The sequence below is a fragment of the Nocardia sp. NPDC059236 genome (assembly GCF_042754085.1).
Classification (GTDB): domain Bacteria; phylum Actinomycetota; class Actinomycetes; order Mycobacteriales; family Mycobacteriaceae; genus Nocardia.
In genome coordinates this window covers 1-23,929 of the sequence record NZ_JBHZAF010000036.1, presented here as the reverse complement: position 1 = coordinate 23,929, position 23,929 = coordinate 1, and the positions used below count along the sequence as shown (strand labels likewise).

Here is a 23,929-nt window from a genome sequence, read left to right as displayed (position 1 = left end):
TCGATCGGTTCAGGCGCTCTGACGCTCGGCCCGTTGCCGGACCAGTTCTTCGACCGCGGTCGGGAGGGTGGTTTCGAAGTCGATGAGTTTGACCCACGTCGGGGTGATGACAATCCGGACCATGCCGTCGTACAGCGAGCGAACCTCGGCCTCCCACTCGACCCGCTGCTCCGGGGTCATCTCGTAGTTGCCATTCATCCGCAGATACTCCTCCGGGATGCCATCCACCACATCCATCTCCACTCGACCGCGGATGAGCAGGATCTTCGGCGGATGCGCCTCGGTATCGATCGTCAGCGCGACCTCCGGGTTGTGCCGCAGGGAGGGCAGCTTCGGAGCATTCTTCGTGGTGCAGACGACGATCTCCGAGCCGTTCCAGGTGAATGCGATCGGGATGTTGCGAGGCGTGCCGTCCTTGGCGACATAGGCCATCCGCAACAGGTCGCGAGCCAGCAGCTCCTGGCTGATCGGGAGGTTCAGGATCGCGGTGATCTCGTTCGCTTGCATGATGCTCGCTCCTAAGTCGGTGTCGTCGAGGCCCGTTCGCCTTCGTACCCCTGGGACGGAGCCGCCCGGGCGTTCTCGACATCCACGACCCAAGAATTTCCGGATCTTTTGGGACCCGATCGTCGCGGCGTCCGAAGATCAGCTGCCGAACCTTGCGCTGCAGAGAGTCACACCCAGGTGGTCGCGAACAAAACGGTCACGGCTGCTGTGAGAAGAAGGGTGATGTTGAGGGCGACTTTTCGATCTCCGCCGGTCCGGTGGACCGGGATCGCACCCAATTGCAGGAGTACGAATCCAACGGCCGCGATCGCAGCGAGCCAGGGCGCGACGCCGGTCAGGGGTGGAAGGATCAGCCCGAGCGCGCCGAGTACTTCGAGCACGCCGATGGCGCGGACGGCGGGTAGGGGTGTGCGGTCCACCCAGGCCATCATGGGCCGGAGTCGATCCCGGCTTCGGGTGATCTTCAGTGCGCCTGCATACAGGTAGAAGAGAGCGAGCAGGCCGGCCGCGATCCAGAATGCGATGTTCACAATTCCTATCCAGTGGTGGCATCAGGGACCGTGGCGAAAGCGCCTCGGTCCGCTGGGGGTTCAGGTGAAGTCGGTGGCGGGCTCGGTGGCGTAGTGGCTCATCACGTCGATGTTCACCTGTGGTGTCAGTTCCCGGCCGTCGGCGATCATGTCCTGTAGGTCGCGGAAATACTGCACATACAGGTCGGGTGTGAAGGTGCTGAGCATGACGGCCGGTTGGCCGGTGATGTTGGCGAAGGTGTGCGGGACGCCGGGTGGGACCATCACCAGCGTGCCCGCTGTCGCGTCGTAGGCGGTGTCGCCGACGGTGAACCGCACCGTGCCGCAGATGATGTAGAAGCCTTCGTCGTGCTGGGCGTGCCGGTGCTGCGGAGGTCCCGGAGTGTAGGGGGCCACGACGGATTCGGCGAGTCCGAGACGGTGGCCGGTATTGCTGCCGTCCTCGAGGATACGCATTCGCGTGGCACCCAACATGATCACCTCACCCTCGCCGGGACGCACTATCGAAACCGTTGTGGCGGAGTTCGTTTCGTCGCTGTGTGCTTCGTCGGTCATATTTCGATTGCACCGCCGGGACACCGGAGGTGTCCAAGACCTGTTCCGCGATACCGATACCGGACGGGTATCGTGCCAGTGTGGAGCTACGTACGCTGCGTTACTTCGTAGCTGTCGCCGGGGAACGCCACTTCGGTCGCGCCGCCACCCGGCTGCACATGAGCCAACCGCCGCTGAGCCGCGCCATCCGGCAACTGGAGGCGGAAATCGGTGCCGCCCTGTTCGATCGGTCGCCCACCGGTGTCGGTCTCACCCCGGTCGGGGCGGTGCTACTCGACGAGGCGCGTGCTCTGCTCGAGCAGGCCGACCGGGTCAGCGTGCGGGTGGCCGCCGCGGCCGGAAACGCGAACCTCACCATCGGCATCCTGGGTGACACCACCGACCCCGGCATCACCAGACTGGCCGCCGCTTACCGCCACAGGCATCCCGAGGTCGACATCCGTATCCGCGACACCGACCTCACCGACCCCACCTGCGGGCTGAAGGCCGGACTGGTCGACGTCGCCGTGACCCGTGCACCCTTCAACGACACCGCCCTGACCGTCCGTGAACTGCGCGCCGACCCGGTCGGAGCCGTACTACGCGCCGACGACCCGCTGGCTCACCGCGACCACCTGAAGCTGACCGACTTGGCCGACCGTCACTGGTTCCAGTTTCCCGCCGGCACCGACCCCCTCTGGCAGACCTACTGGAACGGTGGCGAACCGCGGGAGGGCCCGGTCGTGCGGGTCGTTCAAGAATGTGTGCAAGCCGTGCTTTGGAACGGCACCGTCGGCATAACTCCGCTCGGGCACAACGTGCCCGAGGGACTGGCCGCGGTCCCGCTGATCGATATGGCGCCGAGCAGGGTGGTGGTGGTCTGGAACGAGGGCGATGCCAACCCGTTGATCCGATCGTTCGTGCAAACAGCGACGGCCGCATACCTCGATCCCCCATCTCGGCGGTGAATGCGACTCGTGGCTCGCGTCCCACCGGGTTACCGTGCGGGTGTGGCCAGTAGGGTTTGCTCTGGCTCGGTCGGCGGGCTCAGATGGCCCCTGCCCGTTGATCTTCCACGCAGCCGCGCCGGCCGCTTCGGTCAGCGCGCCACGCGGCAAGGGCGATCACTTGCATTGACCATTGTCGGATTGTCGTGCCGCACAATGCTTACGGATGTTCGATCTGCTCGCGCAGGATGTCACCGTGGCCGGCGTGACGTGCGAAGTCCTCGATCAGGAACAGGTAGATGAATCGCAGGCTTACCTCGCCGAGGCGAGGGTGGGTCCGGATGTCGTCGAGGTCGAAGTCGGCGGCGATCACTCGGGAACGTTCGCTGCCGCGGTCGAATTCGGCGATCACATCGGCCACCGTTTCGTTCTCGCCGACGACGAAACTGGCATCACCCGGCGTCGTGCCCCCACCGCATTCGCTCTCGGGTAGTCCCGCCAGGATGTGCTGGAACCAGATCCGCTGAGCGACTGCGGCGTGCTTGAGCAGTCCGATCGGGGTGGTCATCGATGCAACGAGGTGGCGGCGGGCATCTTCTTCCGACAGGCCGCGCAGCGTGTTGACCAATTCGGCCCGGTTGCGGTCGAGCATGTTCTCGAGCAGCCGACGTTCATCGCCGATGGTGGTTCGTGGTCTCGACCAGGTCATTGTCGACTCGATCCTTTGGTCGGGTTGGATCAGCGTAGCCCGCCGGGCGAAGGATATGGCGGCACAGAAATTATCCGCAACTCGGCAGCAGCGGACGTTCTGCGCCGCAGCAGGTTCCGGCCGCCGACGCCCCGCGCTGGCCGGTTCGGTCAGCGCGGTCCACGGCAAATAGTGCGTTCGAAGGATCAGGAGCCTGTTGCGGAGGCCGCTTGCGTCTTCCTGACATAAAGATGCTGGCGTGCACGAGCAACAAGGGCGCCGTTCGAATCGACGATCTGTGTCTCATGTTCGGTGATCGACTTCATCCCGTCGGCGGTGGCACGGCGGATATCGTCCACCAGTTCGCGGGGCATCAGCATCGTGGATCGCACTGTGCCGCGCCCGGGCGCTATGAACTCGATCTCAGCGGTGGTGTTCCAGACCCGATAGCCCTGGCCGAGTTGAGCATTGGCCATCATCCCGAAGAACGGATCGGTCATCGCGAACAGCGACCAACCCGGGGCAGCGCCGTTGTGGTTGGAGTTCCAGCGACGCACCCGCAGGCTCACCTCCGCGGATGTCCAGTCCTCGGCGAATCGTTCGACGCGTACCCCGAGGAACAGAAGAGATGGAGCAAGATTCATCACTACTCGGAGCCTGCGCGGTGTCAGGACCGCTGTCGGAAGAGTTCGTCCTTCGAATCCCCCTGGCTTGAAACGCATTTCGTTACAATACCTACCGGCCAATACGGCTCAAACCTCGGCAATAATCCCCACCCGAAACCAGATGGGCTGACAACTCCGATCTCCCGGTCATCGACAGAAGAGGATGTCCTGGGCCGCAGTGGGTCTCGCTGCCGGCCGCGCTCGCTCTGGCCGATACGAACCGCGCTTCGTCACAAACTGTCGAATGCCAACGCCGACAACGGCAACGGTGCTCTGTTGGGTTTCTCAGGAAGTCCAACGGCCGACGGAGAGCCCGCTGTATTCGGCATGAGCAGATGTCCCTACGCCACGGTCGGTCTCGCCGACGGCCCCGCGTTGGCCGGTTTGGTCAGCGCGGTGTCCGGTGCGGCCTCAGGCGGTTGGCTGCGGCCAGTCCGGCGAGAAGCGCAGCGGCGGCGAGTGATGCCCACCCTTCGCTGCGGGGAATCTCTCCAGATCCGTATACCGGCCCAGGTCCAGGCGTATCGCACTGCTACATCCACCGCGTATGTGACCTTGCCTATCTCATCGAGCACGCACGGATCCTGGCTCTCGCAGCCTGCCGCGCTGTCCAGATCAACGCAGCAGGATGCACGGCATTCGGTATGGGCGTGCTCAGCTGGCACCCGTATGAGGCTCTGCGCGTTGATCTTCGGCGGCCTCGCGCTGGCCGACTCGGTTGGCGCGCCACGGGCACTGTAGTGCGTTTCGATTGGCGGGATTGTTGCGGTGGAGTGGAACGCTCATGTGCCGATTTGGGGGTACATACCGGCGGGCTGGCCAGCCAAGCCGGAGTGACCCGCCCGCTGGCGGGTCGGCGCGAGTTCAGCGATTGTCCAAAAACCAAGCACTTGTTAGGGTTTCGGGATGGAGCTTTCCGGTCCGGTGGCTGGTCCGATCAACCTGATCTCGACGTTCTTCCCACTGTCCGATGTCGGTTACGTCGCCGAGGAGTACTTCCTGTCCGGTACAGCCGGGTCCTACCGCCTGACCGGCTCGGCCGGTGACGACGGGGAGTGGGCGACCGAGCCGGACGGCCTCGCACCGTTCACGACCAGACTCGTGTTGTACCGGCCGGTTGAGGGCGACTGCGGAACGGCTGTCGTGGAGTGGCTCAACGCGTCCTCCGGTGCGGACGCGCCGCCGATCTGGCTGCTGGCACACCGGCATCTCATCCGGGCCCGGATGGCCTGGATCGGGGTTTCCGCGCAGTGCGCGCCGATTCACGGCGGCAGCGTCATGGCCGCGGCGGCCGAGGGGGACGACACCTGGAACTCGGTCCTGCTGCCGCCGCTGAAGCAGGCGGATCCGGTGCGGTACGCCGATCTTTCGCATCCCGGGGATGCCTACTGCTACGACATCTACCGGCAGGCGGGAGAACTGGTTCGAAGGCTGCTGCCAGGGACCCGGCAGTTGCTCGCGGCCGGGCAGTCGCAATCCGCGGCCACGCTCGTGACATTTGTGAATGCTATTGCGCCGCATGGTTCGCCGTACGATGCGTACCTCATCGACGGGCGGCCGGGCCGCCCTGCCACGCTGACCGGCTTGGTGGACCCCGAGGCGCTGGACGGCGGTACGCGGGTGCGTGCGGATTCGACCGCGCCGGTGCTCGTGCTCCAAACCGAGTTCGAGGTGGTCGGTCTCATGCGCTCGATTGCCGCCCGCCAGCCCGACTCCGACCGGTTCCGGCTCTGGGAGCTGGCCGGCGCCGCGCACGCGGACTCTTACACCGTCGGCGCATCGTTCACCGACTCGGGTTCTCTGACCGCGGAGGAACTGGTCGAGCGGATGGCGCCGCGCCGCAATCCGCTGGGCGTCGATTTCCCCGAGCCGATCAATTCCGGTCCGCAACATCACTACGTCGTGCAGCGAGCCATCGTGGCGCTGTCCCAATGGGCCGACGGCGGACCCGCTCCGGCGCAGGCCGATCGGCTCACGGTATCCGCCGGGGAACTGGTGCTGGACGTCTATGGCAACGCGCTGGGCGGCATCCGCACGCCGTGGCTGGACGTACCATTGGCAGTGCTGTCCGGGCTCGGACAGGAGGACGGCGGACCGGCGATCATGTTCGGCTGCACGCGACCACTCCCGGGACCCCCTCCGGACGACTACCTCCCAGCATTCCGAGCGGCAACCGACAAGACGGTCGCGGCAGGCTTCCTGCTGGCCGAGGACGTACCGGAAATCCTCGCCACGGCAGCCGCGAATCAGCGGAGATCGTTGCTTCTGGCCGGTGGCGACATCCCATAGGGGGCACTCGCGGACGGCGATCGCAGGTTGAGCACCACGAGCGTGTCGCTGCCGGCGAAAACGGCACCGACACGGCGCTCGGTCATCGGCTACTCGAGACTGGTGTTAGGGCCGGGTCCCGGCCAGGATTCGGTCCAGGTGCCCGGTGGGATGCTCCGTCAAGCGGCCGCCCGCCAGCGTGATCGGTGTGGCTCTCTCGTCGCAGCGCCCGCTTGCCGGGATCGCCGGCGACCGCGCCGACAGGTTCCCGATACGCATGATGTGAACCACCGTTCGATTCGTTCCTGGAACTGCAATCGTGGAGCGCGGAGGCACAGAAACGGGACAAGCCGTTCGAATCGTATCCGCGTCCGGCGTGGACGCGAGCGCGAGACCAGCTCCGAGATCCCAGCGGCTTCCTGCTCTAGAACTTCGCTCACCGTGACTCTCCGGGTCGACTGGTCACACGGGCGTTCTACCTGGGAATACGCTGACCGGATGGTCGTACCGGCTCCGATGCTCGCGGTGCCCGGACAGCCACCCGATCACGCCGGATGGGCCGTCGAGATGAAGTGGGACGGCGCTCGGATCATCTGTGTTCTGCGGGAGGGCACCGTGCGGCTCTAACCCCGCAATCAGCGCGAAGTTCTTTCTCTGGGGGGTCCGGGTCTGCGAGGCGACCGGTTGATGAACATCTTTGCAGCTCAGCGGCTTTCACAGCGACTGTGGCAGATTTCGGCAGGTGTTGTGAAAGCACGACGATGACCGTGCCGCCGGTCCCGGAGTTGAGGGTGTCGATGCAGTCCGAACATGACGGAAACTCGCTGATCGACCTGGTTTGCTGGCATCTGTGCGCTGCTGGTCATGGCCCGAGGAATAGTCGTTCGCATGGCAGGCGCCGCAGCAGTCGGCAGTCCTCGATGGTGTCGCGGATCAATTCGATTGTGCACCAATGCTTTCGTCTCCAGTCGTGGATCAAGTTGCGCGCCGCCTCTGCGGTGGCCGTGTAGTCGAAGGGCACGCCGGCCAGCCAGATCCGAAGGTGCACATCACCTTCGGGTGTGAACAACCTTTCGGCGTTCACGGCCTATCATCTTCTCGGGCAACGCAAGGTAGGTAAGTCGCCAGCTTCCGGCCTTCCTTCGAAGTCACCGACCGGGACGCCATCGGCGCCGCCATCCAATACTTCTCCACGGTCAATTCCTCATTCCCGGGGAAATGATCTGACATGGGCAATGGACAGAGTTGGCGGGTGCCCAGAGTATTTCCACGACACGTGATACCGATCACATTCCACCTAGGTCGCGGTACAACATTGTTTACGCCGACACCAGGGGCTCGGCGTCCATTGGCCTGGGTGCCGGGCAGCTGATCACCGGCGAAGTGGCGCCGGTCAGCACTCGATCATCCGGAGGAGTTCTGAGCGCACCGTGGGCCAGCGGTCGCGGCCGCGTTCGGGCCGACGCGGTTCCAACTGCTGGGTCAGGGCGAGACCACGGATGGCGTCCATGGCGACGCCGACGCGGCGCACCCACGATTTGCGGTCGAGGTGTGGCGGTGTCAGTTTCGCGATCTCGGTGGCGATCGTGTCGGAAAGTCGGCGCTCGATAGGAGCGAGCGCCGCGTAAAGCTCCGGATCATCGGCGGCAGCGAACCAGACCTTCAGCCACACCTGGAACAAATCGCCGGAGAACAGCGTCCACAGCACATCCAGGGTCCCGCGGATCCGGTTGGTACCGGTCGCGGTGATCGCCGCAGCTCGTTCGCCCAGTTCGGTGATCACCCGGTTGCCGACCTCGTCGAGCGCCGAGGCGATGAGTTCGTTGCGGTTGGCGAAATGGTGCGACATGGCCCCCAGGGAGGCTCCGGACAATTCGGCCACCGATCGGTTGGTCGTGGCGTGGTATCCAGCGTCACGGATGCTGGCGATGGTGGCCTCGATCAGTGCACGGCGCATCTGCGCGGTGCGCTGCGCCTGGGTCCGCCGCGTCCCGGGTTCGGCTGTGGTCATGAGAACCAAGTCTACATAAACAGATCACTTGATCTGTATAGTGTGATTTACAGATCAATTGACCTGTAAGTAAAGGGGTAGGCATGTCCACTTCATTCGATGCGCCGCAGATGAGTTCGAGCGAAGGAGAACCGAAGGATGTGGTCAACGCTCTGATTGCGCAATCGATCCCGCCGATGCATGGCCTCGGCATCCGTGTCGAAGAACTATCCCCAGAACATGCGGTGTCGGCGGTGCCGCTGGAAGGAAACGGTAACCATCTGGGAACCATGTACGCGGCAACGATTTTCGGTGCCGCAGAAGTGGTGGGTGGCGCGTTGGCCATCGCGAATTTCGATCTTGCCCACTACTACCCGACCGTGAAGAGCGTCCGCATCGAGTACCGGCGACCGGCGACCACCGATATCCGGGTCGCCGCCGATCTCGACCAGGTGACCTGTGCCCGATTGCGACGCGATGTGGCGGCTGCGGGCAAGGCGGAGTTCGAGGTCGATATGGTGATTCGTGACCTTTCCGACACGATCGTTGCCGTCGCGCACGGCGTCTACCAGGTTCGCGCTCGCTAGTGCGGTGACCACGAACTTCGGCAGGGCTGGGTGATGGGCCTCTGAATTTTGCAGCGGTGCCGCTGTCGGCAGTGCAGTCTCGATAGCGGGGATCGATTCGCTGTCGAGGTGAACTGTCATGACAGAGCCGGTTCGCCGGTTCGAGCGCGTCGGCTGACCGACGCGGAAGGCTGACGGCTGCAACAGATCGCGCGCCGCGGTAATGGGGCGACGGTGCGCTGGCGGCGATACCTACAGCGGCATGGCCCGCCACGGTGGCGGCGCGTTCTCCGGCAAGGACCCGTCGAAGGTCGACCGCTCGGCCTGTTCGTGGAGGCCTTCGGCAGCGGGCTGATCGACCCGATCAAGATCTCCGAACGGTGCGTCGCCCGTCGGCGAGCGAAAAGGTGAGTTGCTTTGTGCACTTCCAATACCAGCGTCAGGTTGCTCGAGGTGTCAGTTGGCGTGGAGGTCCAGCAGGTGGTCGACCACGCCGAGCAGGGCGTCGGCGATGCCCGGCCCACTCTGCAGATGCCGGATTTCGGATATCGTGTTGATGACGCTGAGGGTGGCGCGAACCTCCACTCCAGCGGTGACCTTATCCAGATTCGGCCAGGTCTGGCGAAGCAGGTGAGTCCATTCGTCGGCGTAATCGCGCTGGGTTTGGAGCGCGAACTCCCGGTATGGCTCGGTGAGATTGCGGACCTCGGTCAGGAGGATATTGACCAGGGCCGGGTGTGTGACGGCGAGATCGATGTACGAACCTGCCGCTCGATGCAGGGCCTGGGCCGGTGTCTGCGAACCCGCCAGCGCTTCGCCGATCCGCAACGCCAGATACCCCGCGCCGCGACCCAATGCGTCGGCCAGCAGCTCGGACTTACTGGAAAAGTGCTTGTAAATCGCAGGACCTGCCATGCCGAGCGATGCGGCGACCTCCTCGATGCCGACGCCGGCATACCGTCGTTCGGCGAACAACTGGATGGCGTGGCCTAGTAGCGCTTCACGCCGTGACAACGGCAGCAGTCCCGGTGTCGGCACCGCGGTCGTGCCGTACCGGAACTCCGGGGACACGGGCGCGTCGAGTGCCCGGCAGCCCATCTCGGCCAGCACCGCGATATGGCGGCCGCGCGAGATGTCGAGATGGGTGAACGACGGGCTGAGCAGCAACCCGAAGACTGTCCAGGCGATCAATTCACGCCCGGGTTCGGTGAGCTCCGGCCGGGCGCGCCCGATCGCGTCCGCCACCGTCGCCGCCACGGCGCGCAGACGCTGGCTGATCTCGTCGGCGGATTCTGTCGGCAGATGACGCGCCTCGCGCAGCCAGATGGCGCCGAGATGGCTGTTGTCGACCGCGAGCGTGGCCACCGCGGCCATGACCGCGGGGCGATCGGCGAAGTCGAGGGCGGCCATCTCGGCGGTCATCGGGTCCAGACCCGAATTGACGACCTCCCGGAGCAGATCCTGCTTGCTGGGAAAATGGCGATACAGCGCGGACGGTCCCACGGCGACTTCCTCGGCCAGGTCGCTCATCGACACATGCTCGTAGCCATGAGTCCGGAACAGGCGGGTTGCGGCCTCGATGATGGAGGACCGTCGGCTTCCTGGCCGGGTTCTCCGAACGGGTCGGGAAGAGGTGGTCACTCGTCCGTCCTTTCTGCTCGGTCGAGTCGAGCCTGCCAGCTCTCCAATCGCGAGGCGGTGGACCCGGCGGAACTTGTTGTCGACGGTGACCATCGGGATGCCGCTGCGACTACTCGCGGTCGCCTGTCATCGAATATCTCTTTCTCTCAACTTATCTCGCCTACCGGAGTCCCCCGTGACCTGGATCAGGCTCCGGGTCGGGATGCCCCGTTATGCCGACTCAGCCATGACTCGGCATCTGCGAGGAAATGCGGATGTTCGATCAGTCGTGCCTGCGCGTTCGCCTCGATCACATCGACGACCTCGTCGATGCCGGCGCTCTCGGCCCGCACGAGGGTCTGTTTGATGGACCGGATCGTGCGATTGGGCGCACCTGCGATCGAGGCGGCCAGTTCCAATGCCCGAGCGTGCGCATCGGGCACAACCTCGGATACCGCTCCCAGCCGCGCGGCTTCCTCTGCCTCGATGAACCGACCCGTGGTGAGCAGCTCCAGGGCGCGGTCGCGCCCGACGGCCCGCGGCAGCGTTGCCGACAACCCGTAGTCAGGGCCCAAGCCCATCCGGACGAAGGTCGCGCCGAAGCGGGCTCGCGGTCCACCGATGCGCACATCGCATGCCAGCGCCAGCCCCCACCCGGCGCCGACCGCCGGACCGTCGACCGCCGCGATCGTGACCTGCGGCAGATTCGCTAGCGCCCGCAACGGCTTTCCGACGTATTGCATGATTGCCAGCGGCGGCGCGGCGGCCACCCCGTCGGCCAGGGTCGACAGGTCCGCGCCGGCGCAGAAACCGCGCCCCGCCCCGGTCACTACTACCACGGTCACCTCGTCGGCAATTGCCAACTCGGTGAACGCCTCGATGAGGCCGTCGACCGCGGCACCGTCGAGAGCGTTGAGGGACGCCGGGCGGTCCAGCGTCACCATCGCTACTCCGGGCGCAGGCCGGGTCACTTGCACAGCCGGTCGCGCGTCATTGCCGGGCGCCGAACTCGTCGGAATGTTGCTCATGCGGCAACGGTAAGCGCCATCACATCAAGAGTCAAGGCTGTTAGGTTATTGATGATTCACTTATCTTGATCTACTACGGCTCTAGCTTGACATCAATAGAATTTTGGCAAATCTAACGGTTATTAGAGATTCACATCAGCGCTCGGGTGGAGGGGCTCTTGCATGGATGGGTAACAACTGAGTCGGCCGCCGTTCGGGCGTGCAGTGATGGTGCAAAGCGCTCAGCCAAGTTCGGAGAGTTGAGTGTGGTTGCGCCGCTTCGGAATTGAGGATTCGCTCACAGTGCGGGTGAGTCGACGGGCCCTTTGGGACGATCGGGGTTCAGGACTGGTGGGCTCGACTATTCCGCTTTCGCGGATTCTCGACGGTTTCCAGCCGTCTGGTGACGGGGTGCAGTGACGGAGCGCTCCAGGTGGGGCGGGCATCTGTAGAACGTGCTGGGATCGCGGATGTCCGAGCAGAAACGGCGGGGACGCCGATGCTCTTGACCAGTACGGCAAGGGTTTCGGGGTGTATCGGTTGTCCGGCTAGTCGGTCGGGTCGACCAACCGCAGTCACGCCTCCCGCTTTCGCTGCGTCAGCGGACAGATGCCGATCGATGGTGAGGCGGCTGGCGCCGAATTTGGCGGTGCTCTGGGTCGCGGTGTAGCGCCTTTGCCGTGGTCGTCGACCCGCGGGTGCGATCGGGCATCGGCGCGTGCTCGAATTCGGCAAAGTGCATGGATGAACGTTGTTGTGTACCTTGACTTGCCACGGCATGCCCGCGTTGTCGATCGTCGCCTGGAGCGGGCGGACTCAGCACCGTCAGCGACGTCGAACCGGTGTCGGCCGTTTGACGTCAGTCGAATACGAGATCACCATGACCCCCTGTCCGTCATGCCGCTTGACCGAACCTGCCATCCGATCGTGCAGCAGTCCTGATGGTCCGTCGATGAACTTTGTTGCATTGCAGACGATGTCACCGTGGCTCGCGAGTCGTCTCGATATCGTTGAGGTTCAGCGCGCGGTCGAGCCAATCGACCAGATCTGCGATGACCTCGGTGCGGTTGACCTCGTTGAACAGCTCATGCCGCGCATCCGGGTACGCTCGCAAGGTCACATCCTCGACGCCGGCGTCTCGCAAGCGCTGCACGAGGACCTGAACCAGTGCCAGATCGGCATTCACCGGATCCTTGGATCCGACCGCGATGTAGATCGGCAGATCGGATCGGATCGCCGCTACTTGCGTGGGATCGCTCAATCGGCGTGCGCATTCGAACATCGATTTGGTCGATGTTCGATCGATCGCGAAGCCGCACAGCGGATCCGCGAGGTAGGCGTCCACAGCGGCATGATCGCGTGAAAGCCAGTCGAAATCGGTCCGGGCGGGTTCGAAGAGGGTGTTGAACAGCGCCAGGTCGAGGTCCTGCTCGAGATCGAGGGCGGGTTCGAGCAGATCGAATGCCGCGGTCCCGGTGAGGGCGACGGCGTCGACACTGTCACTGTTGTCCAGCAGGAACTGCTGGGTCGCGACCGAGCCCATGCTGTGCGCGATCAATACGACGGGAAGCGAGCGATTTTCGGATCGGAGCCGGTCGACGAAGACGCGGATATCGGCGACGAGGGCAGGCCAGCCTCCGGGACCCAGATCCCCCTTCGTTCCGGAGCCGACTGTGGCACCGTGTCCGCGGTGGTCGTACCCATAGACGACAAACCCTCGCCGGTTCAGCGCGGCCGCCAACTCGGCATAGCGGAGTACGTGCTCGCCCATCCCGTGCAGCAGCACGGCCGATGCAACCGCGCTGCCGTCCGGATCCCACCGGTAGGCGACAAGGTCGGTACCGTCGCTACCACGAAATGTGTACTGGTCTTGTGACATTCATGTTCCTTCACCAGGGGTACCGCGTTCGCGGTAGGGCTTCGGCGGTTGCCGGTGGGATGTGGCAGCTCGAGCAAACTCGGTGCTGCGTGTTCAGTCCGTCGCCATCTGTTCGCGCAATGTGCGTTTGAGGACCTTGCCCGACGGGTTGCGAGGTATCGCGTCGACGATGACCAGCTCGTGCGGCAGTTTGTAGCTCGCGATGCGATCGGCGCAGAATTCGCGCAAGGCGTCGAGGGTCAGCGTCACGCCCGCTGTGAGTACTGCGATGGCGACGATGCTCTCACCGTATTCTGGATGCGGCCTGCCCAGGACTGCGCAGTCGAGGATGTCCGGGTGTGCGGCGACGGCGTTCTCGACTTCGATCGAATACACGTTGCGGCCGCCGGTGATGATCATGTCCTTGAGGCGGTCGACCAGTGTCATGTACCCGTCGGCGTCGAGGCGGGTCAGATCGCCGGTGTGCAGCCAGCCGTCGCGAATCGTCTCGGCGGTCGCCTCGGGCTTGTTCCAATAGCCCTTCATGACGGTCTCACCGCGCAATATGAGCTCGCCGACCTGACCGGGGGCGACGTCGTCGCCGCTCTCGTCCACGATTCGGCACTCCATCATGACCAGCGCCTGCCGGCCACTGGCATCGGGGCGGGCACGCACCTGATCCCGGTCGGCGAAGATGCCGCCGGGCCCGGCCTCGGTCTGACCGCAAAGCTGCAGGAAGTTGACGTCCGGCCAGGTCGTGATGAGCTGTTCTACCGCGGTGGCGGGCATGGGTGCGGCGCCGAACATGCCGGTGCGCCAGGCGGACAGGTCGCGGTCGGCGGCTCCCGGTGTGCGCAGCAGGAATTGGTACATGGTCGGCACACCGAAGAACATGGTAATGCGTTCGCGCTCCATGGTCTCCAGCACCGCGGCCGGATCGAATCCGTTGCGCACCAGGTGTGTTGCGCCGATCAGGGTGCCGGGTATGAGCATGATGCACAGTTCCGCGGCGTGATGTAGCGGCGCGACGTGCAGGAAGCGGTCACCGTCGGTCATGCCGCAGGTGGCCTGCATGGCGGCGGCGACCCACAGTGCACGGTGTTGGTCGAACACCGCGCCCTTGGGTGAGCCGGTGGTGCCCGAGGTGTAGAGGATCTGCGCGTCGTCGGACTCCGCGACCGCGGCCTCGATCGGTGCGCCGTCGTAGGTCTCGGCCAGCGCGAAAAGATCGGGGAAGCCGTCGATTTCGTCCATGGCGAGCAGGCGCAGGGTGTCCGGGAGGCCGTTCTCGACGGCTTTGCGCACCACCCCCGTCGCGGCGGCGTCGAAGACCAGCATCGCCGCACCCGAGTCCCGCACCAGGTAGTCGAGTTCCGGTGCGGCCAAGGCCGGATTGATCGGCACGAAGATCGCACCGAGCCGGTGCGCGGCATAGAACGCGATGACGAACCGGTCGGAGTTGGTCGCCATCAATGCGAACCGATCGCCCTTCGAAATGCCGTGTCGAGCAAGCACGCCGGCGACCCGGTCGACCTCGGCGTCGAGTTCCGCATATGTGTAACGGCGGTCACCGAACACCAGCGCTTCGCGATGGGGAACTCGGCTCGCTGTCGCGCGCAACGTCGAATCGATAGTCGCCATCAATCTCTCCGAGAGCGAATCGGCGCGAACAGCCGACACTGGTCTGCTCGTGAAATACCGTAATCGGCTCGTGCGGCCTGGCGTTCACGATGTGGTGGTCGAGTTGCGCTGCTCAGCGGATTCGCCGAGGGCGTCCAGCGGCCAGGCGACTGGCGGGTGAGAAAATCGGTGTCGTTGGGTAGTGGTTCGGTGAGTTGTGGCACGTTCGGTGTCCTTCGGGTAAGTGGGCGTCCTTCAGCCGCAGGCGGGGGACAGCGGTGTGCCGTCGAACCGCTGACCGAGGTCGTCGAGGGCCGCGGGCATCCAGGCAACCGCACCGCCGGCGTGGGTCGGGATGTTGGTCCGGACGTAGGTGAGTTGTCCGCCCGCGCACCAGGATTCGGCGAGCCGATCGTCGTAGGCGATCGGCAGCAGGTCATCGCCGGTGGAGTGCCAGAAGTAGGTGGGAACGGGGGGAGCGGTTGTGTCGACCGCGATCTCGGCGGCGATCTCCCGTATCCGGGGGTTGTCGCCGATATTCGGCGCGGCCGTGTAGTCGTCGACATCAGCGAACATGTATTTCGTCACGAAGTCGAATCCGCAGGAATCGGTGGTCTCGGCGAGCATCCGGCGGCCGCGTTCATTGAGTAGTGCGGGAATGTCCACCTCGGGAGAGAACCGGTTGAATGCGGCGAGCAGCAGGATGCCGAGCCCCGCGTTCTGCGTACCGCTCACTTCGGCCACCGACGCGGACACATCGACCGGGACACCGCCGACCGCGATACCGGCCAGTGTCAGTTCTGGTGCGTAGGAGGACAATTGCTGGGCCGCCCAGATGGTGGCGAGCGATCCGCCCGAGTATCCCAGCATGGCGATCGGTGATGCCGACAGTTCCGCGGGCTCGAATGCCCGGGCCGCCCGCAACCCATCCAGCACACCGTGTGCGGCCTGCTTCTTGTCCAGGAACCGCTCATGTGGTCCCTGGTAATCCGGGAACACGACGGCCCAGCCCCGCTGCAACGCGGCGATCGACGCCGCCGCTTCACCATTGCTGTTGTTCAGCCCGTCCGCCACACCCTGCTCGATGGATACCGAAGGGGCGCAGTGCGTTCCGAGACTGTCCTCGGCCAACTGATAGCTCACCATCGGCCGTGCACCGGGCCCGGCCCATGGGGTCGCCGGCTCCACGATGGTGACGATTCCGGTCGTTGGCCGGTCATTCTCGTCCGAGGACCGGAACCGTATCTGCCACGCTTGAACCGGCAGCCGGAGACCGTACGGAGTGATCGGGCGGGCATCGATCACCGCTCCGTTTGCCGGGGGTTCGGCGGATGCCGCAGCCGTCGGGCCGACGCATACGGCTGCCGCGAAAATCATGGCCATACAGGCGCTGCTGCGCTTCATCCAAGGTCCTTCTGTCCAACCGATCCGTTCACGCGTCAGCCGATCGACGGCGACGCCAATAGTGGGAGGTTGGCCTGAAAATAGAATCTGATCGTGTAAACGGTGGAAGTATTTGCTGGGGGTCTCTGTCGGAAGTACGAACCGGCCCGGTGCTCAGTGCACCTGGCGATCGGTGTGGCCCCAGTACTGCTTGCGCAGTTCGCGCTTGAGAATCTTGCCCGCGCCCGAGACCGGAAGCTCGTCGACTACTTCGATGCTGCGCGGCGCCTTGTAGCCGGCGATCAGCGTCTTCGTGTGCTCGCGAATCTCGTCCATGGTGACCGTGGTGCCCGACACGCAGACGATGACCGCGTGCACCCGCTCGCCCCACTCCTCATCCGGCACGCCGATCACCGCGCAGGAGGCCACCTTCGGGTGGGCGGCGACGGCGTTCTCGACCTCGGCGGAGTACACGTTCTCGCCGCCGCTGACGATCATGTCCTTGATCCGGTCGACCACGAACACGTAGCCGTGCTCGTCCATATAGCCGCCGTCGCCGGTGTGCATCGCGCCGTCGCGGATCACCGCGTCGGTCTCCTCGGGTTTGTTCCAGTAGCCGAGCATGACATGGTCGCCGCGCACCGTGATCTCCCCGACCGTGCCGCGCGGGACCTCGGCGCCGTCGGCGTCCAGGATGCGCACCTCGGCGTGCGGCGCGCTGCGACCGGCCGACCGCAACAGGCCGACGGTGTGGTCGGCGGGGCCGAGAAGCGTTGCCACCGGGGCTACTTCGGTCATGCCGTATGCCTGGGTCAACCCGGCGCCTGGGAACACCTTCATGGCCCGCTCGAGGACGGACTGGGCGATCGGCGAAGCACCGTACATGATGCACTCGAGGCTGGACAGGTCGTAGTCGGCCGCGGCCGGGTGATCGATGAGCAACTGGATCATCACCGGCACCAGCAGCGTATCGGTCACCCGGTGCGCCTGGATGGCGTTCAGCGTGGCCACCGGCTCGAAGGCCGGAATGATGACGTGGGTGCCGCCCTGCAGCACCTGCGCCAGCCAGCCCGCCAGGTCGGCGAGATGGAACATCGGCGCGGCGTGTAAGTAGGTGCCGCCCGGCTTGAACAGGTAGCCGCTGGCGATGGAGCCGAGCGCCGAGGTGAACAGATTGTGATGGCTGAGCATCACGCCTTTGGGGAATCCGGTGGTGCCACCGGTGTAGAACAGTCCCGCGAGCTGATCCCCGCCGCGCCGCGCGTCCTCGATCGGTGCGGTGGTCGCGATGAGCTCCTCGTAGGGCAGCGTGCCCTCGGGGGCGGGCCCGTCGCCGCAGTGCACGACCGCGATCAGTCCTCGGTACTGCTGCCGGATGGCGGGTAGCAGCGGCGCGAAGGTGTCGTCGATGAAGAGCACGGTGGTGCCGGAATCGACGAAGCTGTAGACGATTTCGGCGGTACTCCAGCGGACATTGACCGGATTGACGACCGCATCGGCCCAGGGGACCGCTAGCAGGTACTCGCTGTACCGGTCGGAATTCAGTGCCAGCATCGCGACCCGATCACCGCTGGTCACTCCGAGACCACGCAGCGCACCCGCCAGCCGAGCAACCCGATCGGCCACCTCGCGGAAGGTTCGGATGCGTTCCCCATGGACCGTCATCACTCCGTCCGGGTTGTGCTGGACCGCTCGGTGCAGGCCTTGGGTGAGATACATCGGCGTATTCCTCCGTACGTGCTATGTGAATATTCAATACTGTAACAGAGCTCACATGGCGAGGGAACCCTCGACCTCGACGGAAATAATGCCTGCTTGTTATGCATTTTTGAGCGACACTTGCATAGTCACCCGTCGCCGTGTTCACTAAGTGAATCTGTACTAACTATCAAATGGGGATGTCTACGGTGAGTGAACGCGTTGTTGTGGCCGGTGTGGGGATGATTCCCTTCACCACGCCGAGCCGGAGCGAGACCTACGACGTCATGGGCACCGCGGCCACCCGGGTCGCCTTGTCCGACGCGGGTATCGGATACGAGAAGATTCAGCAGGCTTACGCCGGCTATGTGTACGGCGACTCGACCTGTGGGCAGGCCGTTGTCTACGGCCTGGGTCAGACCGGGATTCCGGTTGTGAACGTCAACAACAACTGTTCGACCGGCTCGTCCGCGCTGTTCCTGGCGCGGCAGGCGGTGGAGTCCGGCGCGGTGGACGTGGCGCTGGCGGTCGGGTTCGAGCAGATGCAGCGCGGTGCGCTGGCCATGGCCTACGCCGATCGGCCCAGTCCGTTCACGCGATTCGACGCGGTCATGGATGAAATCCAGGAGCGCACCGACGCGCCGTTCGCGGCTCAGATGTTCGGCGGCGCGGGACGGCAGTACGCGGAGAGGTACGGCACCTTGCCGGAGACCTTCGCCAAGATCTCGGTGAAGTCGCGCAAGCACGCGGCGAACAATCCCTATGCGGTGTTCAAAGATCCGGTGACGGTCGAAGAGGTCCTTGCTTCCCCGCCCATTTACGGTCCGCTGACCCGCCTGCAGTGCTGCCCGCCCACCTGCGGCGCGGCCGCGGCGGTGCTGGTGAGTGAGAAGTTCGCCAAGGCCAACGGCATCGATTCGAGTGTCGTGATCAAGGCGCAGGCCATGGCCACCGACTTTTCGTCGACCTTCACCGAAAAGGACATGACGAAGATCGTCGGCTACGACATGTCCAAGGCTGCCGCGCAGCAGGTTTACGAAGCCTCCGGTGTCGCGCCAACCGATCTGCGAGTCGTCGAACTGCACGACTGCTTCACCACCAACGAGCTGCTCAGCTACGAGGCCCTCGGCCTGACCCCCGAGGGCACGGCCGAGAAGTTCATCAACGACGGCGACAACACCTACGGCGGCCGGGTGGTCACCAATCCGTCGGGTGGTCTGCTGTCCAAGGGGCATCCGCTCGGTGCGACGGGTCTGGCGCAGTGCGCGGAACTGGTGTGGCAGCTGCGCGGGCAGGCCGAGGCGCGACAGGTCGAGGGGGACTTGAAGGTCGCACTGCAGCACAACATCGGGCTCGGCGGCGCGGCCGTGGTGACCCTGTATGAGAAAGTGAGCTGAACCAATGCCCTTGGATCCCAGCGTGATCGGCACCCAACTGCCGTCCAGCACTCTGACCGTCGACGCCGGGCGACTGCGATTCTTCGCCAAGGCCATCGGTGAAACCAACCCGATCTTCACCGAGCTGGACGCGGCGCGAGCGGCCGGACACACGAATCTTCCTGTCCCACCGACGTTCCTGTTCGGCATCGAACTCGAACAACCCGACGCGTTCGAGTGGTTGGCCGGGCTCGGCGTGGATCTGCGTCGGGTGCTGCACGGCGAGCAGTCGTTCACCTATCACTCGACGGCCATGGCCGGTGACGTGCTCACCTCGACCCCGACCATCGGCAATGTCTACAGCAAAAAAGGCGGCACGCTCGAGTTCATCGAGAAGACGTCCACCGTCACCCGCGCGAACGGGGAGCTCGTCGCCGAGCTGAAAACCGTGATCGTCGTGCGTAACCCGGAGGTTGGCAAGTGACCATCGCACAGACCGTCGAGGTCGGTACCGAACTGCCGCCGTTGCGGATTCTGCCCATCTCGCGCACCACGCTCGCGCTGTTCGCCGGGGCGTCCGGCGATCACAACCCGATGCACATCGACATCGACGTCGCCCGCTCCGCGGGACTCGGCGATGTCTTCGCCCACGGCATGCTCTCCATGGCCTACCTGGGCCGGTTGCTCACCGATTGGGTTGACCCGCAAGCGATTCGGTCCTTCCGGGTGCGGTTCGCCACGATCACGCCGGTGCTGGGCGAGCCCACGGCCACCGGCACCGTTGTCTCGATCGACGAGGTCGACGGCGAACGCCGCGCCACCCTCGAACTCACCGTCGCGCTCGCCGACGGCACTGTCACGCTCAGCGGCGACGCCGTCGTCGCGCTGTCCTGAACTGAAAGGTTGTGTCTCACATGGGAAATCTCGACGCCAAGGTTGCGATCGTCTCCGGCTCCGGGCGCGGTATCGGTCGTGAGATCGCGCTGAAGCTGGCCGCAGAGGGGGCGAAGGTCGTCGTCAACGACCTCGACGCCGATCCGGCCAAGGAAACCGTCGCCGCCATCGAGGCCGCCGGGGGACAAGCTCTCGCGTGCATCGGCAGTGTGACCGACGAGGACTTCGCCGACCGGTTCGTGCAGACGGCAGTCGAGGGGTTCGGCGGGCTGGACATCATCGTCAACAACGCCGGCTACACCTGGGACTCGGTGATCCAGAAGATGACCGACGAGCAATGGGACGCCATCCTCGACGTGCACCTCAAGGCCCCGTTCCGGATCCTGCGCGCCGCCCAGCCGGTGATCGCCGCACAGGTGAAGAAGGCCAAGGAGGCCGGTGAGCCGATCCTGTGCCGCAAGGTCGTCAACATCTCCTCCATCGCGGGCACCGGAGGCAATGCGGGACAGGCGAACTACTCCTCCGCCAAGTCGGGCGTCCTCGGCCTGACCAAGACCCTGGCCAAGGAGTGGGGCCGCTACAACGTCACCGTCAATGCTGTCGCCTTCGGCTTCATCAAGACCCGGCTCACCGAGGCATCGGCCGACGGCAGCAGCACCATCGACGTCCAGGGCCGCCAATTGAAGGTCGGCGTCAACCCGGATCTGTTCTCGGCCATGGAACGCACGATCCCCCTCGGCCGGGCGGGTGCACCGAGCGAGGCCGCCGGCGCGGTATACCTGCTCTGCACCCCGGAATCCGATTACGTCAGCGGGCAGACCCTGGTCTGCGGCGGCGGCTTCGCCTTCTGAGGACGGCGACATGACCACCGCGGTGTACCGGTCCCCCTGGGTCGACGACGAAGTGCAGGCACTGCACGACATGGCGACCAAGTTCTTCGAAGCCGAACTGCTACCCAATCAGGAGCGGTTCGCGGAGCAGAAGCATGTAGACCGCGAATTCTGGAACAAAGCAGGAGAACTCGGACTGCTGTGCGCCTCCATACCGGAGGAATACGGCGGTGGGGGAGGTACCTTCGCGCACGATTTCGCCGTCTTCGATGCCCAATACCGATTGGGCGACACCAGCTTCGGCAATATGGTGCACAGCGGGCTGGTCGCGCACTACCTGCTCGCCTACGGCACCGAGGAGCAGAAGCGGCGCTGGCTTCCCGGCATGGCCACCGGTGAACTGGTCGGTGCCATCGCCATGACCGAACCTGGTGCCGGATCAGATCTGAAAGCATTGCGCACCACCGCTGTTCGCGACGGCGACCACTTCGTGGTCAATGGTGCGAAGACCTTCATCTCCAACGGCTTGCACGCCGATCTGGTCATCGTCGTGGCCAAGACCGATCCGGCGGCCGGGGCGAAGGGCATCTCGCTCATTGTCGTGGAAACCTCTGACGCACACGGCTATCGAGTCGGCCGTGTGCTGGACAAGGTCGGCATGAAGGGCCAGGACACCGCCGAACTGTTCTTCGATGACGTCCGCGTGCCCGCCGCCAACCTGCTCGGCGACGTGGGCGCGGGTTTCGGCTACCTGATGAAGCAGCTGGCCCACGAACGACTGGTGGTCGCGGTGTGCGCCGCCGCTGCCACCGAGGCCGCGGTCGCACTCACGGTGCGATACACCAAGGACCGCAAGGCATTCGGAGCTCCGCTGTTCGACATGCAGAACACCCGCTTCGAACTCGCCGACTGCGCCACCCAGGCGCACGTGTCCCGGGTATTCGTCGACCAGTGCATCCAGCGTCACCTGCTCGGCGAGCTGGACGGGGCCACCGCCTCCATGGCCAAGGCGTACGCGACCGACGTCCAGGGCAAGGTGGTAGACCGTTGCGTCCAGCTCTTCGGCGGCTACGGCTACATGCTCGAATACCCGATCGCACGCATGTACGCCGATGCCCGGGTACAGCGCATCTACGCGGGCGCCAACGAAGTGATGAAGGAATTGATCGCCCGCTCCCTGTGAGCCTCGATGCCACTCGCCTGCCGCCGGTGGGCGAGGGGCACGGGAACCGATGCGGCGCGCGCGACAGCATCCAGTAGCGTGCCACTGGTTGGCGGGCATACCAGCCGACGCGAACCACGGAGGTGAAAAGGCATGGCCTACGGGGCGAAGGGGTCCGCTCTCGGCACCCCGGCGCGAGGTACCCGGCCCGCCAACCGGCGGCAGCTCATCCTGGCCGCGGCATCCGACCTCCTCTACCGCAAGGGCTACTCCTCCGTCGGCATGGGCGAGGTCGCCGATGCGGTGGCCATTGGGCCGTCGGCGCTGTACCGACACTTCCGCGGCAAGCAGGATCTGCTGGCCGCGGTGGTGGTGGAGGCGCTCGACGGGATCGCGTCCGCACTCGACACGACGAGCGCCGATGACATGGCGGACCTGTTGGCGTTGGCGGCGCTCGAGCATCGCACTGTGGGTGTGCTCTGGTGGCGCGAGGCCCGGCATCTGTCCGACGACAGCCGGGCCATGCTCCGGTCGACATCCCATCGGATCGTCGCGCGCCTCGCCGAACTGATCGGCGAGCGCCACCCGGAATTGCCCGCCACCGAGGCGAACCTGCTGGCGCACTGCGCCCTCGCCGTCGGCAACAGCGTGTCCTTCCACAACCTTTCGCTGCCCGAACCCGAATTCAGCCGATTGCTGGGCGAACTCGTCACCGCCGCGGTGGACGCGACGATCCGGCTACCCGAGGATGCGACCCCACCCGACGCCCATGCGGGCCTGACCATCACCGCCTCCCGGCGCGAAGTTATTCTCGTCGCGGCTGCGAAACTTTTCGCCCGCAACGGATTTGCGGGCGTCAGCATGGACGATATCGGAGCCGCCGTCGGCATCGCCGGCCCCAGCATCTACAACCACTTCCACACCAAGACCGATATCCTGGTCGCCGCCGTCTTCCGCGGCGACGAATGGCTCCGCATCGACATGCGCCGCGCCTTCGCCCGAGCCACCGATCCCGCCGACGGCCTGCACCGCCTCCTGCTCAGCTACGCCGCCTTCGTCGCCGAAAACCCCGAACTGGTCCAACTTCTCATCTCCGAAACCATCCACCTCCCCGCCGACGCCCGCCACCGAGCCCGCGAAAGCCAGCACACCTACATCGACGAATGGGTCACCCTGCTTCGCCGCGTTCACCCCGACTGGGACCCCACCACCGCCCGCCTCCGCGTGCAAGCGGCCCAAACCGTCCTCAACGACATCGCCCTCACCCCCCGCCTCATCACCCGCCCCGGCGTAAGCGACGCCGTCGTCACCATCTGCGTCCGCCTCCTGGCCCTCTGACCGGGGATCCGACTCCAGCCCGTCGATGAGCGGACAGGCCACCAGTTCACGTCGTGGCACTGGCACAACCGTACCGATAGTGACCTTGGACCCTGACAGTCTGATCCGGACGACACCGTTGCAGTGATCCGCACAGCTGCAGCCGCGGCAGGCAGCCCGCCGGAACCAGCGCCCGGTAGAATCTCGAACCTCCGCAGCTCGGCATGAGCGCGCACTGCCGGTGGCCGTACAGCGCTCTGCCCGTTGATTTCCGATGCCCCGTGTCGGCCGGTTTGGTCGGCGCGGCGTTGCCTTACATCATCGGACTTCAGCCAGTAGCCAGGTAAAACGCCAGCTCAGGCGACGAGAGCATTGAGAACGAGCACGACTGATGTCGCGATCGAGAACGCGAGGAAGACCACGGCTCCCAGCATGTTCCGGTCGCCGCTGCGGATGTGGGCGACGATCG

General features: G+C 65.1%; 23 protein-coding genes and 1 pseudogene. 11 read left to right on the top strand and 13 right to left on the bottom strand.

All coding sequences use genetic code 11. The annotated features are described in order from the left end of the window. Positions 1-9: 9 nt before the first annotated feature. The 3 genes from ACFXIV_RS45395 to ACFXIV_RS45385 all read right to left on the bottom strand — a co-directional run bounded on the left by ACFXIV_RS45395 (position 10) and on the right by ACFXIV_RS45385 (position 1,592). A complete protein-coding gene (locus ACFXIV_RS45395; RefSeq protein WP_379403681.1) occupies positions 10-507 on the bottom strand; it encodes a pyridoxamine 5'-phosphate oxidase family protein in 498 nt (165 codons plus the stop codon). A gap of 167 nt (positions 508-674) precedes the next feature. Continuing rightward, entirely contained in the window at positions 675-1,037 is a 363-nt protein-coding gene (locus tag ACFXIV_RS45390) for a DoxX family protein (protein ID WP_379403680.1), read from the bottom strand. A gap of 60 nt (positions 1,038-1,097) precedes the next feature. Further along, positions 1,098-1,592, bottom strand: coding sequence for a cupin domain-containing protein (locus ACFXIV_RS45385; RefSeq protein WP_379403679.1), 495 nt, complete (start codon positions 1,590-1,592; stop codon positions 1,098-1,100). Between the two features lie 80 nt (positions 1,593-1,672). On the opposite strand from ACFXIV_RS45385, the gene ACFXIV_RS45380 reads away from it, so the two are divergent. Continuing rightward, positions 1,673-2,539: a LysR substrate-binding domain-containing protein gene (locus ACFXIV_RS45380; protein ID WP_379403678.1), complete on the top strand. Its 867-nt coding sequence runs from the start codon at positions 1,673-1,675 to the stop codon at positions 2,537-2,539. A gap of 199 nt (positions 2,540-2,738) precedes the next feature. Here ACFXIV_RS45380 and ACFXIV_RS45375 read toward each other — a convergent pair whose 3' ends face one another. Together ACFXIV_RS45375 and ACFXIV_RS45370 are read right to left on the bottom strand one after the other, a co-directional pair. Further along, positions 2,739-3,227, bottom strand: a complete 489-nt coding sequence (locus ACFXIV_RS45375; protein ID WP_379403677.1) for a DinB family protein — start codon at positions 3,225-3,227, stop codon at positions 2,739-2,741. Positions 3,228-3,412: 185 nt separating this feature from the next. Next, positions 3,413-3,850 (bottom strand): DUF4442 domain-containing protein, encoded by a 438-nt coding sequence (locus ACFXIV_RS45370; protein ID WP_379403706.1) that lies wholly within the window; start codon positions 3,848-3,850, stop codon positions 3,413-3,415. Between the two features lie 927 nt (positions 3,851-4,777). Here ACFXIV_RS45370 and ACFXIV_RS45365 point away from each other — a divergent pair. Both ACFXIV_RS45365 and ACFXIV_RS45360 read left to right on the top strand, forming a co-directional pair. After that, positions 4,778-6,160 carry an alpha/beta hydrolase domain-containing protein gene (locus tag ACFXIV_RS45365; protein WP_379403676.1) on the top strand — a complete coding sequence of 461 codons (1,383 nt, stop codon included), beginning with the start codon at positions 4,778-4,780 and terminating at the stop codon, positions 6,158-6,160. A gap of 477 nt (positions 6,161-6,637) precedes the next feature. Further along, positions 6,638-6,766, top strand: coding sequence for a hypothetical protein (locus ACFXIV_RS45360; RefSeq protein WP_379403674.1), 129 nt, complete (start codon positions 6,638-6,640; stop codon positions 6,764-6,766). Between the two features lie 235 nt (positions 6,767-7,001). Here the strand turns inward: ACFXIV_RS45360 and ACFXIV_RS45355 are convergent, their stop codons facing one another. Both ACFXIV_RS45355 and ACFXIV_RS45350 read right to left on the bottom strand, forming a co-directional pair. Further along, positions 7,002-7,223, bottom strand: a complete 222-nt coding sequence (locus ACFXIV_RS45355; RefSeq protein ID WP_379421466.1) for a hypothetical protein — start codon at positions 7,221-7,223, stop codon at positions 7,002-7,004. Positions 7,224-7,532: 309 nt separating this feature from the next. Continuing rightward, positions 7,533-8,150: a TetR/AcrR family transcriptional regulator gene (locus tag ACFXIV_RS45350; protein ID WP_379403673.1), complete on the bottom strand. Its 618-nt coding sequence runs from the start codon at positions 8,148-8,150 to the stop codon at positions 7,533-7,535. Positions 8,151-8,233: 83 nt separating this feature from the next. Between ACFXIV_RS45350 and ACFXIV_RS45345 the strand changes: the two genes are divergently transcribed. After that, complete coding sequence (locus ACFXIV_RS45345; RefSeq protein ID WP_379403672.1) at positions 8,234-8,716, top strand: YiiD C-terminal domain-containing protein; 483 nt, start codon at positions 8,234-8,236, stop codon at positions 8,714-8,716. Between the two features lie 199 nt (positions 8,717-8,915). Further along, positions 8,916-9,020, top strand: a pseudogene (locus ACFXIV_RS45340) (methionine adenosyltransferase domain-containing protein); the annotation flags it as partial. A gap of 131 nt (positions 9,021-9,151) precedes the next feature. Here ACFXIV_RS45340 and ACFXIV_RS45335 read toward each other — a convergent pair. From ACFXIV_RS45335 to ACFXIV_RS45310, 6 genes are all read right to left on the bottom strand, one after another. Continuing rightward, on the bottom strand, positions 9,152-10,429 hold the full coding sequence (locus tag ACFXIV_RS45335) for a TetR/AcrR family transcriptional regulator (protein WP_379403671.1): 1,278 nt from the start codon (positions 10,427-10,429) through the stop codon (positions 9,152-9,154). Positions 10,430-10,521: 92 nt separating this feature from the next. Further along, positions 10,522-11,343: an enoyl-CoA hydratase/isomerase family protein gene (locus ACFXIV_RS45330; RefSeq protein ID WP_379403670.1), complete on the bottom strand. Its 822-nt coding sequence runs from the start codon at positions 11,341-11,343 to the stop codon at positions 10,522-10,524. Positions 11,344-12,301: 958 nt separating this feature from the next. Next, positions 12,302-13,201: an alpha/beta fold hydrolase gene (locus ACFXIV_RS45325; protein ID WP_379403669.1), complete on the bottom strand. Its 900-nt coding sequence runs from the start codon at positions 13,199-13,201 to the stop codon at positions 12,302-12,304. Positions 13,202-13,294: 93 nt separating this feature from the next. Further along, complete coding sequence (locus ACFXIV_RS45320; protein ID WP_379403668.1) at positions 13,295-14,821, bottom strand: class I adenylate-forming enzyme family protein; 1,527 nt, start codon at positions 14,819-14,821, stop codon at positions 13,295-13,297. 234 nt (positions 14,822-15,055) lie between these two features. Then, positions 15,056-15,946, bottom strand: a complete 891-nt coding sequence (locus ACFXIV_RS45315) for a lipase family protein (RefSeq protein WP_379421465.1) — start codon at positions 15,944-15,946, stop codon at positions 15,056-15,058. A 411-nt stretch (positions 15,947-16,357) separates the two neighbouring features. Continuing rightward, complete coding sequence (locus ACFXIV_RS45310) at positions 16,358-17,902, bottom strand: long-chain fatty acid--CoA ligase (RefSeq protein WP_379403666.1); 1,545 nt, start codon at positions 17,900-17,902, stop codon at positions 16,358-16,360. A 188-nt stretch (positions 17,903-18,090) separates the two neighbouring features. On the opposite strand from ACFXIV_RS45310, the gene ACFXIV_RS45305 reads away from it, so the two are divergent. From ACFXIV_RS45305 to ACFXIV_RS45280, 6 genes are all read left to right on the top strand, one after another. Further along, positions 18,091-19,278: a lipid-transfer protein gene (locus tag ACFXIV_RS45305; RefSeq protein ID WP_379403665.1), complete on the top strand. Its 1,188-nt coding sequence runs from the start codon at positions 18,091-18,093 to the stop codon at positions 19,276-19,278. Positions 19,279-19,282: 4 nt separating this feature from the next. Next, the gene (locus ACFXIV_RS45300; RefSeq protein ID WP_379403664.1) at positions 19,283-19,741 is read left to right on the top strand and encodes a MaoC family dehydratase N-terminal domain-containing protein; all 459 of its coding nucleotides are present in this window, start codon (positions 19,283-19,285) and stop codon (positions 19,739-19,741) included. Then, positions 19,738-20,151, top strand: coding sequence for a MaoC/PaaZ C-terminal domain-containing protein (locus ACFXIV_RS45295; RefSeq protein WP_379403663.1), 414 nt, complete (start codon positions 19,738-19,740; stop codon positions 20,149-20,151). The genes ACFXIV_RS45300 and ACFXIV_RS45295 overlap by 4 nt, the downstream gene beginning before the upstream one ends. A gap of 20 nt (positions 20,152-20,171) precedes the next feature. After that, a complete protein-coding gene (locus ACFXIV_RS45290; protein ID WP_379403662.1) occupies positions 20,172-21,002 on the top strand; it encodes an SDR family NAD(P)-dependent oxidoreductase in 831 nt (276 codons plus the stop codon). A gap of 10 nt (positions 21,003-21,012) precedes the next feature. Continuing rightward, positions 21,013-22,164, top strand: a complete 1,152-nt coding sequence (locus ACFXIV_RS45285) for an acyl-CoA dehydrogenase family protein (protein WP_379403661.1) — start codon at positions 21,013-21,015, stop codon at positions 22,162-22,164. Between the two features lie 132 nt (positions 22,165-22,296). Beyond that, positions 22,297-23,481 carry a TetR/AcrR family transcriptional regulator gene (locus ACFXIV_RS45280; protein ID WP_379403660.1) on the top strand — a complete coding sequence of 395 codons (1,185 nt, stop codon included), beginning with the start codon at positions 22,297-22,299 and terminating at the stop codon, positions 23,479-23,481. Positions 23,482-23,929: the final 448 nt, after the last annotated feature.